At 54.4% G+C, this 12,623-nt stretch carries 10 protein-coding genes; 3 read left to right on the top strand and 7 right to left on the bottom strand.

What is annotated here, in order from left to right:
- The first annotated feature begins 86 nt into the window (after positions 1-86).
- Positions 87-752, top strand: coding sequence for a GntR family transcriptional regulator (locus tag K7X24_RS20750; protein WP_039286325.1), 666 nt, complete (start codon positions 87-89; stop codon positions 750-752).
- 20 nt (positions 753-772) lie between these two features.
- Here the strand turns inward: K7X24_RS20750 and K7X24_RS20745 are convergent, their stop codons facing one another.
- Positions 773-1,195: a type III secretion system chaperone gene (locus tag K7X24_RS20745; protein ID WP_224558148.1), complete on the bottom strand. Its 423-nt coding sequence runs from the start codon at positions 1,193-1,195 to the stop codon at positions 773-775.
- Positions 1,196-1,230: 35 nt separating this feature from the next.
- Positions 1,231-6,108 (bottom strand): AvrE-family type 3 secretion system effector, encoded by a 4,878-nt coding sequence (locus K7X24_RS20740; protein WP_224558147.1) that lies wholly within the window; start codon positions 6,106-6,108, stop codon positions 1,231-1,233.
- A gap of 180 nt (positions 6,109-6,288) precedes the next feature.
- On the opposite strand from K7X24_RS20740, the gene K7X24_RS20735 reads away from it, so the two are divergent.
- Complete coding sequence (locus K7X24_RS20735) at positions 6,289-7,764, top strand: pectate lyase (RefSeq protein ID WP_224558146.1); 1,476 nt, start codon at positions 6,289-6,291, stop codon at positions 7,762-7,764.
- A 1-nt stretch (position 7,765) separates the two neighbouring features.
- On the top strand, positions 7,766-8,089 hold the full coding sequence (locus K7X24_RS20730; RefSeq protein WP_109225714.1) for a DNA-binding protein: 324 nt from the start codon (positions 7,766-7,768) through the stop codon (positions 8,087-8,089).
- Between the two features lie 97 nt (positions 8,090-8,186).
- On the opposite strand, the gene K7X24_RS20725 is transcribed toward K7X24_RS20730, so the two are convergent.
- From K7X24_RS20725 to K7X24_RS20705, 5 genes are all read right to left on the bottom strand, one after another.
- Entirely contained in the window at positions 8,187-8,453 is a 267-nt protein-coding gene (locus K7X24_RS20725) for a type VI secretion system PAAR protein (protein ID WP_224558145.1), read from the bottom strand.
- A 49-nt stretch (positions 8,454-8,502) separates the two neighbouring features.
- Positions 8,503-9,195 carry a DUF2931 family protein gene (locus K7X24_RS20720; protein ID WP_224558144.1) on the bottom strand — a complete coding sequence of 231 codons (693 nt, stop codon included), beginning with the start codon at positions 9,193-9,195 and terminating at the stop codon, positions 8,503-8,505.
- Positions 9,196-9,404: 209 nt separating this feature from the next.
- Entirely contained in the window at positions 9,405-10,052 is a 648-nt protein-coding gene (locus K7X24_RS20715; protein WP_224558143.1) for a DUF2931 family protein, read from the bottom strand.
- Positions 10,053-10,198: 146 nt separating this feature from the next.
- Positions 10,199-10,891, bottom strand: coding sequence for a DUF2931 family protein (locus K7X24_RS20710; RefSeq protein ID WP_116362640.1), 693 nt, complete (start codon positions 10,889-10,891; stop codon positions 10,199-10,201).
- A partial coding sequence (locus tag K7X24_RS20705; protein WP_224558142.1) for a T6SS phospholipase effector Tle1-like catalytic domain-containing protein occupies positions 10,891-12,623 on the bottom strand: 1,733 nt, incomplete at its 5' end. The genes K7X24_RS20710 and K7X24_RS20705, both read right to left, overlap by 1 nt.

Raw genomic sequence — 12,623 nt, 5'->3', positions numbered from 1 at the left:
TTAACGCCTCATCGCCGCGGGTCGTTGCGGTATCAACCCACATCTCTATCTCATTACGTTGCGCAGCGCTTCTCTCTGGGGGAACAGTGAATTATCCAATTGGTCAGATCAATCACAGCTATCTGGGCTCCAGCGTTTATACCATGCTGCGTGAGGCGTTAATTACCGGCCAACTCAAACCGGACGATCGCCTGAGAATACGCGAGCTTGCCGCACAGGTTGGTACCAGCGTCACGCCAGTACGAGACGCGATCCTGCAACTGGCGAAAGAACAGGCGCTGGTGCTCAAGACGCCGCGCGATATCCGCGTTCCTCAATTGACCGAGGCCCAGTTTATCGAGATCCGCACATTGCGGCTGGCGCTGGAAGGCACGGGAGCCGAGCAGGCTGCTGCGCACATTACGCCGAAGATGCTGGAGCAGATTGAAGAAAATATTCGCCAGAATCGTCTGGCGATTGACGAGAAAAATCTACGCGAAGCGCTGCGGTTAAATAGCGAATTTCACCTGTTCCTGGCGCAGGCGGCGCGTATGCCGCTGTTGACGCAGTTTATCGGCAGCCTGTGGATGCGCACCGGCCCGCTAATTGCGCAGGCCTATGCGCATTTTTCTGTGCAGATGGCGATCGAACATCACGAAGAGGTCTTCGCGGCGCTACAGCAGCGTGATGCCAGCGCCGCCCGACAGGCTATCCAATCCGATATTCTGGACGGCAGCGAAACGATGCTGGCTTTTATTGCCATCGACCAATAGCGTGCCGTGGCTCAATCACGTTACGCCGTGATGAACCTTGGTAATAAACCGCGAATCAACAGTCGGGTCTCTTTGGCCTGACTGATAAAGGCAGGCAGCAACGCAGTAAAACTCGGTTCGTCCAGCGATTCTGCGGTGTGCTGAGTGCACAAACGCAGCGTCGCGTTCTCATCCAGCGCCAGCCAGCAGCCTTTCATCGCCGCCATTTCAAAGTTAAGCATCAGCATGAACTGGTACACCGCCGTGCTAACCTCCCCCTGAAAGCGCATCACATCGCTGTGTAATAGCAGCACGCCGCTGCTGGCAGGGACTTCCAACACCAGTGCCTCCTGACCGTCAGGTTCGCGTAGTGCGCAGATGCCGTCCTGCAAGCCCAACTGAGTACGACTGAGCGCACCGTAATGGCGTAATAGCCGAGTAATATGCTGTTGTGTGGGTGTCATACTGCTCTCCTTTAATCACCGCATGTTATTTACGATTAACCGTTAAGCTGTAGGCCTTCCTGCTGGAGTTGCTGCAACGCGTTAGCGGTAGCAGGATTGGCTTTTGCAATCTCGCCGCTCAGTTTGTAACTTTGTGGCACGGTTTGATCCTGTCCGTAGCTAAAGCTGACGTTGCCGAGCAGTTTATTCATACTGACGCCCGCGCTGCTTGACGCGTTGATGATGACCGCCGGGGTATTGAACCCTTCGCTCTTCTTCACCGCCTTCGCGACTTCAATGCTGGCAAGTCGCAAATTATTGCCGTCTTTGAACAGCGCGATGACGTCATCCTTGCCGTGCGTCTTGTTCTGAATGCCCTTCTCGATCTTTTCCCGCACATCGTCTTTCAGTTCCAGCGAGACCGTCACCGAGGCTCTGTCGTTATCCTGCAAGCGGCTCACGATATCCTTCAGCGCCGGATTGTCCGCGATCAGTTGATTGATACGATCGGCATTGCTCGGCGGCAGTGAAGAGAACAAATGGTTGCCGATCACCTGAAACAGCCCGTTTTCCGTCAGTTTGCTGAGGTTGGTGTAGGACGTCGTGTGTTTGACGCTATCCAGCGTGGCTCCGTCGCGCTGTGCGACATCCTGCCGCACGTTCAGTTTTTGCAAATTCATCAATCCCTGATGCTGATCGTCGGTTTTTGCCGTTTTACCCGCAAAATGTTCATTCAGGATGGCCAGTTGATCGCCCGGTTCCGCCACTTTTTTCACACCGTCGATTAAGAGCTGGCTGGCCGGATCGTTAAAGGCAGAGTTCAACGTTTTAGTCAGCGCGTCGATATCCTTTTTCTCCAGCGGCTCGGCTTTCTTCATACCCAAACTAATCGATTGGTTAGTACGCGAGTCGGCCGCCACATTCACTCCAATGCTGGCCGAGGTGAAGAACGGGACAGTGCCGTCCGGCGTGGTTCTGGCGGCTCCGGCGCTGAGTGTCGCGTTTGCCCCCATAGCAGCCTGATTCATGAAGCGCAGACGGTTGTCGGATTCCGTATAGGTGGTGGATTTCTCGCCTTGCGCGACGCTGGAGGAACGGGTGGCAGACAGCATATTAGCGCTCGCCGTCACGCCAACCGACCCGCGTAACGTGGCGCTGGTTGGTGCTGCGCCTTTTTCCGTCAGGTTGATGCCGCCGCGCAGTTCCAGCGCCGCATTGCCATCCAGATTGAAGCTGACCGTTTTACCCGCTTTCACGCTGTGCTGCTCCCCTTTATCCAACAGGGCAAGCGGGTTGATGGTGCCGCTCGACAGGCCGTCAATAAATCCGGGTAGCTCTTCTTCACTAAGGGTAAAGTTCAGGGCATTTTGCTGTGCGACTTGCAGACTGGCGGATACGCCGAAGGAGGCACGGACATCCGGTGCAAAACTGTGTTTACTGTTAATGTCTTGCGTCATCTGCGCCGAGGTTTTTCCTGTCAGATACTCGCTGACGTCATATCCGCCGGAATAGCTCACTTTCCCGGTAATGCCGCCCGAACGCTCGAAAGCGACATTGATGCCGTTTTCACCACGGGAAAAGCTCAGATTGTAATTTCGTTCGCCGCTGACGCCGCCACCCGGCACCGGAGGGAAAGGTAATGGCGTGCCGCTGACTACAAACGACATGGATGCCCCACCGCCATAGGTTCGGTTAAACGCAATGCTTTCGTTGCTATCCAGCGACAGCACGGTCGACTTCATTTTATCGATCATGTCCGTCTGGCTGGCCGCCTGCATCACGGTTTTTGAGGTTACGCTGACGGCGTTGTCTTCTTTCCTGAACGCTTTCATAAAGGTTTTAACCGAATCGTAATCCGCCTCCAGCAACTTATGATTGGTGAACCCCATGTCGGTCATCTTCTTCACCGGGTTTTCGCCGTAATCTCCCTGCCGCATCGCGTTAAGTTCCTTCATCATCGATGCCAGCGCCGCCTCACCCGGCGACGTGCCGGATAGCGCACCGATTCGATCCGTCAGCTTATGCAAGTCCCCCAGTGCCAGGGTATCCAGCACCAACCGCGTTTTCGCCAGTGACAGTGCATCGCTGGTATCCCGCTGCTGCCCAAACGCTTCGCTGTTCGGCTTTTGGGCTATTGGCGTTTTGCTGTCTACGAAGGTTTTTAGCAGCGTCGCAGCGGTACTCGTTTTCGATGACGGATGGCTTTCCATCGCCGCCAGCAGCACCGGAGCCAGATCTTTTTCTCTGCCATGCAGGCTGGCAGGCTTGCCTTCCGTGTTCATCACGCCGTTATCATTCACCACGCCCTGCTGTCTGCCGATGAGCAGCGCCGCCTTGGACGAACTGCTTTCCAGTTCGGTATGGAACTGCTTTAACAGGTTCACCAGCGGTTTCCCTTTATCCCCCAGCTCTAACTTGTCGATCTTCGTCGCCAGATCTGTCACCGTTCCCTGCGGTTGACTGGTCGTCGTGTCCAGCTTTTTCAGTAATTCAGTCTGCATGTCGTACACCGGTTTCAGGCCTTCACGCCCGTTGAGCTGGTGCTGCACATGGTCGGCAAAGGTTTTTATCGGTCGCGGCATATCCAACGTGAACGAGACAATGTGGGCCCTGACCAGATCGGACAGCTTACTTTTCACCTGCTGCGACTCTTCACCCGTTTTACCCAAAACCTGAACATCGGCTTTAACCGTTACCCCGGTTAACGGTATTTTCATTCCCTTTGTCGCCACATCCAGTCGGCCAAACACCGTTTCTGCGTCACGAGGCTCTGCGGGTAACGGCGCCTCCCCTTTTGGCACGGTCGTTTTCCACGCGTTCCCTTGCTGGGTGTGTAATTCATGGTCGTCATGCGCAATCTGCAAATGATGCTGTGCGTCCGTGCCCAACGAACTCACTTTGCCTTCTACCGGCGTCTTCACCGGCTGCCATTGTGCACTGTCGTGATTCGCCGCATTTTGCCAGTCGGCTTTCGGCAGTTGGAAAAGCTGCCCGTCTTTATTCAGGGCAAAGAGCGTCTGCTGGTGATCCAGCGCGATGTCTTGTATCTCACCGGCCAAGCCATTTTTGGGCAGCGCCAGCGGTGGCGCGGCGATCTTATCCGTTCCCGGCTTAATTTGGTGGAAATGCAGATCGCCCTGCTTATCGACGGCAATAAATTTATTACGGTTGATCACTGCCATCGCCGAGACGCCATCGTCCTTGTCGATGCCAGGGAGCGCGGTGCCCGCAGACGGTGTCATACGCACCTGCGGCAGCGCAAACACGGTGTTGTCGCCGTGCGTAAACGTGTCTGACTTCTGGTTAATGGACAGCGGCTTGATTTCACCGTCTTTTAGCGTGTAAGCCTGATTGTCCAGCCCGCGCTTGAGCTGGCTGGCTTCAACGCTGGATGCCTCCCAGCTTTTGGTATTGCCGTTGTAAAAATGGACTTTGCTGTCCTGTAGACCGATCTGCCCCAGTCGTCCCAGATCTAAGGTGTCTTTCGCCTCGGGCGCTGCCGTGGTCAGCCCCAGCTTATTATCCACCACCAGACTGTCGCTCAGGTTCCACCCCGGCGTTGGCGACAGCCCATTTTGCCCCAGAGGTGCGACGTGCTTTTGTCCCTGACGATCGGTGGCAAGCGCCTGCGTCTGGCCATGTTCATCGTGGGCAAATCCGGTAATACGATGGTCATCGCCCAGCACCGCATTCAGTTCCGGCGTGCTGGCCGGAGTCAATGTGGCGTGCGACTCACCCGCTTTTGGCAGCGGTGCGTGGTAAAGTTTGCCGTCATTATCGGCAATCAGCAGATGTTCAGCGGTTAAGTTCACCGCTTTCGCAAACACGGGATCGCCATTTTCCAGCTTAAGAGCCACCGGCTGCGGTGTGGCATCCAGCGTGCTCATCAGATGCAACTGCGTAAGGTGATCCTGCTCGGTCAGCACGGCAGATTGCCCGTTCTGATTGGCAGAAAACGCCGTAATCTTATCGCTGAAGGTTGATGACGCCATCCCCGACGACAAATTGCTCAACGTGTGGTCGTCTTTGACTGCATACAGCTGACCATCCCCCTGCCGGGATAACTGGCTGTGAGCGACATCGCTGCTTTGCTGCCAGATGCCAAACTCGGTATTCAATGCAAAGAGCTTGCCGTCATGAAGACGCAGTTGCTCACCCGCGCCTGACGCAGAAGCGGGCTGTCGGTGGACACCGGTTAACAGCTCGTGGTTCATGCGTCCAGATAGCGGCACACTCGTAGATTCGCCAGCGGTTGTTTTCAGAGCAATACGTTCCGGTGTGGACTCCAGCTGTACGTTACTCGCACTCAACTTGCCCGTTGGCACCGCGCTGCGACCGCTGCTGTGAAGCGCAATATGCTGATTGTCATCGCTTTGAATCACGAACAGCCGCCCTGATTTGTCGGCTAGCGCGTGCTGCTGCGCATCCTGATTTTCATGGTAGGCCACGAACGGCTGGCTATTCTTCCCGATGGTCTGTTGTAGCAGCGTGGTCAAGGCTTCCGGCAAGCCTTTGCCGAACTGAAGTTTACCGTGGCTGTCCAGCGTGATATCGGATTTCACAGCCGGAGCAGAACTGCCGCTTATTTTACTGTTCGCCGCTTCGGCAGAGGCAAAACGCGGCAGGCTCTGGATCGGCCCACCCGATGCCAGCGAATCACGCGGCGCACGCGGTACACTCTGACTCGCGCCTTCCGATGAAAATAGTTCGCGCAAGGTAGTCGAGCGCGAGTCCTGGCTCTTCACTGAACTGCCATTTCCCTGCTCCAGCTCGGGCGGTTTGTTTTTATCATGCAAACCTTGCTGAATCAGGGACTGCGCACCTTTCTGGCTCGCGCTGGTGCTAGTGCCCTGCGATAACGATGTTTTCGCTAACGTGGCAGGTGCAATTTCCGACGTGGATAGACCGGGCTGAACATGCTGGATTTTCTGCATAACAGGTTCCAAGGATGATGAAGTGATCGTGTCGGTTAAGTGGTCATGTTCTCCTTTCAGTTCCCGACATCTTTCGCTTCCCCGATCGGGAACCACATCACACCTTCCCTCACTTAATACGCAACAGACGTAAGCCTGTTAATGACTCATCACTATTCACTTCACTTTCAAGGAAATGTTATGGCTGATATGACGATTACGCTCAGCATACAACCCGGCGCAGGACTGTCATCGACAGGTCTTAATTCCCCGCTTTCGGGCAGCAACAGCGGGGCTTCACCGCGTTCTGCGCAGCAGGATAGCCAACTTATGGAAGCGCTGGGCACATTGCTTAGCGCGCTCTTGCCTAATGCGCAGGGCAATACGCCCTCCTCAACCGATGGCGGCCCGTTGGGCCAGGGCGGTGCGGGCAACGGTGGCAGCTCGGCGTTAGGGCAAAACGGCAGCCCTGCCGATATACTGATGAAACTGCTGGAAACGCTGATTCAGGGCAAAAATGGCCAGGAAGCGGGGAATCCACTCTCTTCCGGCTCGTCGGGTGCAGCAGGCGGCAACGGCGCTGCCTCACCGCTGGCGGGCTCATCCGGCACGGGTGGCGCAGGCGGTACACAAAATCCAGAAGATCTGAGCCGCTCTCTACTGCAAGATTCTGCAGGCAGCGCATTAGATAATGCGATTAGCCCAACGGCAGACGGCGGTGGTCAACTGAGCGGTAACGATCTGTTAAAAGCGCTGCTGGAATTGATCGGCAATCTGATGGATTCACAGAAAGGTGAATTCGGTCAGCCGCAAGAAAAAGGACAACCACAAGGCGGCGGATCGCCGTCTGTGGGTGCACCGCAGGCTTCATCCGGCGGTGGCTCGCCTGCCGCGCCATCTGCACCCTCTGCTGGCGGCGGTGGTTCACCTACTGCACCATCAGCGCCGTCTTCACCCGTTGGTGGTAACGGCGGCGGCGCGTCCGCTCCACTAACAGCCGCCCCAACTGGCGTTGATGGCGGTTCGGCGACATCCCCCACGACGTCAACAGCAGGTGCTGGCCCAGTTGCATTCCCAAAGGCCAGCGGTGATGCCACCGTGGTAAATGACACCATCAAAGTCGGCCCCGGCGAAGTCTTTGACGGCGGTGGTAAAACCTTTACCGCAGGCAGCAAGTTAGGCGACGGCGGCCAGGCTGAAGGCCAGAAGCCGGTATTTGAGCTGGCTCCGGGCGCAACGCTGAAAAACGTGGTGTTTGGTGACAATGCGGCAGATGGCGTACACGTTCGCGGCGATGCCAAAATTGATAACGTGCATTGGACCAACGTGGGTGAAGATGCGCTGACGGTGAAATCCAATACTGGTAAGCCTGCCAACGTTGAAATCACCAACAGTAGCGCTCAGGGCGCTTCCGATAAGATTTTCCAATTGAACGCGGATGCCAACCTGACCATCGATAATTTCAAAGCGAAAGATTTCGGTACGTTTGTTCGCACCAACGGCGGACAACAAGGTAACTGGAACTTGAATCTGAGCAACATTGACGCAGAAAACGGCAAATTCTCGTTCGTGAAAAGCGACAGTGAAGGGCTGAACGTCAAAGGCAGCAATATCAACCTGACGAACGTCAATAATCACTACAAAGTGCCGGATTCCGCCAACTTACAGGTGAAGTAAGATGCCAACCACGATGACCTCTCCCGCACCGACACGCTGGGCGGATATCGCCAGACAAGGCGGATACATTACGCCGACGCAACGTGAATCGTTCACGCAGGCGATCCATTTAGTGAGAACACAGTTGAACACGGTACTCAGCCAGTCAGGATCGCTGCGGCGGGGTGAGTTCGAGTTCGATACCTTTGTGGATTCGCTGGAGCAGGATTTCCTGCATCAGGCCGACATCCACACGAAGAACGGGCTACATAGCGACGTAGCCCAGACCTCGTTCTGGATCGCCCGCCTGATCGCCGATCGTTTTATAGCGGTGCGTCAACTGTAATACTTGCGCCATACCGCACCGGGGAAAAGCCAGCCAGGGAAACCTGTGCTGGCTTTTTTGTGGCTCGATTAGCTAGACGTCAGGCGTCAGTAACCCCTCATCCAATGGTGACGGTTCCTCCACCAATCAACACACCACCGCAACTCACACCATCCCCCGTTCGCGCCGCGGGTTTACCGTCAACGAGTACGCTAGATGAACCGCTGCTAATGCTCCGGTCATGGCCGTGAGGAGCCAGCGGATCGCCTTGTCGGGCCAACGGCATACCATCAACCTTAACCGTTGATGAACCCGCCGCGACGGGCGTCGGCGGATGGCTGCCGTGTCCGGTATCGCTATCGCCTAATTTAACTGCGTTTCCCATTTTTAGTCCCTTCTTAATCCGTTGAGCACACACCGAGAGATAAATCACGTTATTTAATCGGCTGCTGGTCCGTTTTAGGCTGGTTGGCACGATAGGCATCCATGATTGGTGCCCAGCCCATGCCTAATGGGATAGGGTGCTGTTTAAACAGTTCGCCGTATTTTTTGTCGAAATCATCAATGCCGTATTGTCTGGCTACGGGTACCTTTTTATCATACCAATCATCGGTAACCTCTTCGGCAATGCCACGGGCAAGCAAGAAGTCTGGACTAACGCCAAGCCCACGCCCCATCAAAATAACTTCATAATAACCGCCGGGGGCAAGGCCAAAATAAAGCCGGTTACGTTGGTCAATGCGCTCGCCAATCTGATAACGCTGCCGCATCTGCTGGGCCAAATCGGCGGGTAAATCAACCTTGATGCGGTAGCGCTTGCGATCGTAGGAGGACACCATTTCTACCACTGCTCGATCGGGAACAGGCATACCATCTACCGGTAAGCCTCCACCTCCCGCCCAGTAATAGCGCTTTTGTGTAATCCGTTTTACATTGGCTCCAGGTCCTACCCCCCCGCCTGGATAGCCACCGATAAACGTCCCACCACGATAAAACTCAACATTGGTCGTCCAGATTTCATCAATGTTACTGCCGGTGCCGTAATCCCAGCGAACAGACACTGCTGGGGTTGAACAAGCGATCAGAGAAATACAAAGCCCTGCCGCCATAATAAACGCTCTTAACATCATGCCTCCAGATTGCCGATGATATGCCGCCGTTCCTTGCTGACGGTGGTTTCCTGTTTGTGGGTTCCCGTGGGACTGGATATGCCCTGAGTGCCAAAAGGCAACGCAACAGACCCTCGTCCAGTCTGTTGCGTAGTGACATCGTGTTATTTAATCGGCTGCTGGTCCGTTTTAGGCTGGTTGGCACGATAGGCATCCATGATTGGTGCTCAGCCCATTCCTAATGGGATAGGATGCTGTTTAAACAGCTCGCCGTACTCTTTGTCAAAGTTCTGAAGCGTCACCGTATATTGACTCACGCCGATTGGAAATTTTTTATCATACCAATTATCGGTAACTTCTTCGGCAATGCCTCGGGTAAGCAATAGGTCTGGCTTGACAAGCAACTTATCGCCTTTCAATAGCACCTCATAATAGCCGCCAGGGGCAAGACCAAAATAAAGCCAGTTACGCTGGTCAGTGCGATCGCCAATCTGGTAGCGTTGTTGCATTTTCTGGGCTAAATCTGCGGGTAAATTCACCGTGATACGGTACCGTCTGCGATCGTAGAAGGACACCATCTCTATTACGGCTTTGTCAGGAACAACGATGCCCTCGGTAGGTAATCCTCCCCCTCCCGCCCAGTAGTAACGTTTGCCGGTGATCCGATCACTCAAAAGCCCGCCAGCCCCACCGCCAGCCTCACGATCGGCGTAAACAAGTTTCCCATCACGATAAAACTCTGTGCGAGTATTGTTAGTGATATCGATATTGCTGCCAGTTCCATAGCTCCAATTAACGCGAGTCATCGAATACGGGGTTGAACAAGTCACCAACGAGACACAAAGCCCCACCGCCATAATAAAAGATCTCAACATCATGCCTCCAAATTGCCGATGATATGCCGCCGTTCCTTGCTGACGGTGGTTTCCTGTTTGTGGGTATTCACTGGGCTGGCGATCCCCTGATTGCCAGAAGGCAACGCAACAGACCCTCGTCCAGTCTGTTGCGTAGTGACATCGTGTTATTTAATCGGCTGCTGGTCCGTTTTAGGCTGGTTGGCACGATAGGCATCCATGATTGGTGCCCAGCCCATGCCTAATGGGATAGGGTGCTGTTTAAACAGTTCGCCGTATTTTTTGTCGAAATCATCAATGCCGTATTGTCTGGCTACGGGTACCTTTTTATCATACCAATCATCGGTGACCTCTTCGGCAATGCCGCGGGCAAGTAATAGGTCTGGCTTGACAAGCAACTTATCGCCTTTCAATAACACTTCATAATAGCCACCGGGGGCAAGGCCAAAATAGAGCCAGCTACGCTGATCTATATGCCTATTAACCTGATAGCGCTGTTGCATTTGCTGGGCTAAATCGGCGGGTAAATTCACCGTGATACGGTACCGTTTGCGATCGTAGAAGGACACCATCTCTATTACGGCACGATCGGGAACGGCCATTCCTTCTACCGGTAAGCCACCACCTCCCGCCCAGTAATATTGTTTTTCTCTGATCCATTTTGCACTGGTGCTTGGTCCTCCCCCTCCGCCAGGATAACCACCAATAAATGTCCCACCACGATAAAACTCAACGTTGGTCGTCCAGATTTCATCAATGTTACTGCCTGTACCGTAATCCCAGCGAACAGATACTGCTGGGGTTGAACAAGCGATCAGAGAAATACACAACCCCACTGCCATAATAAAATATCTAAACATCATGCCTCCAAATTGCCGATGATGTGTCGCCGTTCCTTGCTTACGGTGGTTTCCTGTTTATGGGTTCCCGCTGGACTGGATATGCCCTGGTTGCTGGCACTGCGGTGTACATAATCGCGGCGCAGCGCCCGATACACTGCTGTGGGAAGCTGCTGGCTCAGATTTTTTATCACGCCCGGCTCGGTGGCCGCCAACGCCCAGTTCTCATCCAGTTTGGTCAGATTCACCGCTGGCTGTTTGGCTGAAAGTGATTCAAGTTGAAGCATTTTATCTTCTGAACGCCACGCCTTAAACGGCACGCCGACAGCGCGTGCCGCTTCCACCATCATATGTAATGGAATACGGGAATACTCACCTTCAACCACCCGACTCATCACCACCTCTACATAGACCGCCTTTTTAGGCCAGGCATCATCCTTACCGCGCTGGCGGATAAACGAATAGGGGATCAGGCTAATTGCCCCTGTCGGTGGCGTGGAGGCACGCGCTAAATGTGGGTGAAGCCGATCAACCCAGCCTTGCGCGATTTTTTCCTCGCCATAGGCCTTCGCCTGACGATAGGCGCGGCTTTCGGTATCCGGCGTAGTCATCGCTTCCTCGCTCATAAAGCGCTCCAGTTCAAGGCACTCGGTCAGCGCTGGGTCGCTGTTCGGGTTACGCAGGCTCCAGCGGCTGTAATACCCGCCGCCAAGATCGGAGTGCGCGCCCGGCAGTGCCAGTTCGGTAAAGTGCGGAGGGATGCTGGTGCCAATCGCGGTGGGCGTGACACGCGTTAACGGGAAGTGCTTTCGCACCTCATCCAACGCCGTTAAATGCACTACCCGCTCGGCGCAATCATCCTGCAAGCGGATGTTGAGGCTGGGATGATACGATGAGGCTACTGTGTCAAAAATTCCGACAAACGTGATGCGCACATCATCCCGATTCGCCCAGTCAAATCCCGCTTTAAGCCGGATAGTGGTGGTATTCGCCACTGCCTGCACCAGCGGGTGATCGGCCTTTTGGTCGATGACGTTAACAAAATGGCGTGCCGCCGCTGCTCCGCGGCTGAAGCCAAACACATCGAACACGATCCGGTGAATGCATTCAATATTCGGTAATATTTTCTCTAAATCGCGCATAACAGCGGCAACAATCTCCAGCTCACAGGCTTGATTCACCTTGCCAACAATCGAGGTATTTTCACTACCAAAATCGAGATCTATCCCTTTTGTCAACATATTGTCCGTTCGGTATTCCATCCCCTCTTTTCCTGCAACCGGGTTGCGTGTGCCGATGCCGCTGATATAAGCGCGTGTACTTAAGGTTTCATTGCCTGTTTTAAACTGCTCATAGAGTTTCCAGACATTGGTTTTGTCGTTAGCCGCACTGTCACTCACCGGAAGCTGTCCCATCTGGCAGCCGCGTAGCTCTTTCTCCCGCTGTGCAGGGTCGGAGCAGGTTTCTGCCAGCCATTGCTCCACTTTTTTAAGGCCGGATTCGGCGTTATAGGTGTTATTCCCCGTACCATCGAAGAACACGCCGATGCGCAGCACGTTGATCTGGTAGCCTTTTACCTCGATGACGTAGGAATGTTTAGTAAATAAGCGAACGTTTCCGGATTTTCCTTCCTGATGCGCTTCTGGCAACGGTTGTTCTGGCGCAGTCAGGCACAGGTCACCCGTGGTGGCCTTAACATGTTCCCGTGGCGTTTCATCATGTCCGACTTTTTCTGCCACATAGCCAGGCACGA

Origin of the sequence: Pectobacterium versatile (assembly GCF_020166435.1) — a bacterium.
Lineage (GTDB): Bacteria > Pseudomonadota > Gammaproteobacteria > Enterobacterales > Enterobacteriaceae > Pectobacterium > Pectobacterium versatile.
This window is presented reverse-complemented; position numbering and strand designations above follow the sequence as displayed.

Bases quoted from the DNA above. Each gene is read 5' to 3' on its own strand.
- K7X24_RS20745 (WP_224558148.1), bottom strand. From the start codon at position 1,195: ATGACACCCACACAACAGCATATTACTCGGCTATTACGCCATTACGGT.
- K7X24_RS20740 (WP_224558147.1), bottom strand. From the start codon at position 6,108: ATGCAGAAAATCCAGCATGTTCAGCCCGGTCTATCCACGTCGGAAATT.
- K7X24_RS20735 (WP_224558146.1), top strand. From the start codon at position 6,289: ATGGCTGATATGACGATTACGCTCAGCATACAACCCGGCGCAGGACTG.
- K7X24_RS20730 (WP_109225714.1), top strand. From the start codon at position 7,766: ATGCCAACCACGATGACCTCTCCCGCACCGACACGCTGGGCGGATATC.
- K7X24_RS20725 (WP_224558145.1), bottom strand. From the start codon at position 8,453: ATGGGAAACGCAGTTAAATTAGGCGATAGCGATACCGGACACGGCAGC.
- K7X24_RS20720 (WP_224558144.1), bottom strand. From the start codon at position 9,195: ATGTTAAGAGCGTTTATTATGGCGGCAGGGCTTTGTATTTCTCTGATC.
- K7X24_RS20715 (WP_224558143.1), bottom strand. From the start codon at position 10,052: ATGTTGAGATCTTTTATTATGGCGGTGGGGCTTTGTGTCTCGTTGGTG.
- K7X24_RS20710 (WP_116362640.1), bottom strand. From the start codon at position 10,891: ATGTTTAGATATTTTATTATGGCAGTGGGGTTGTGTATTTCTCTGATC.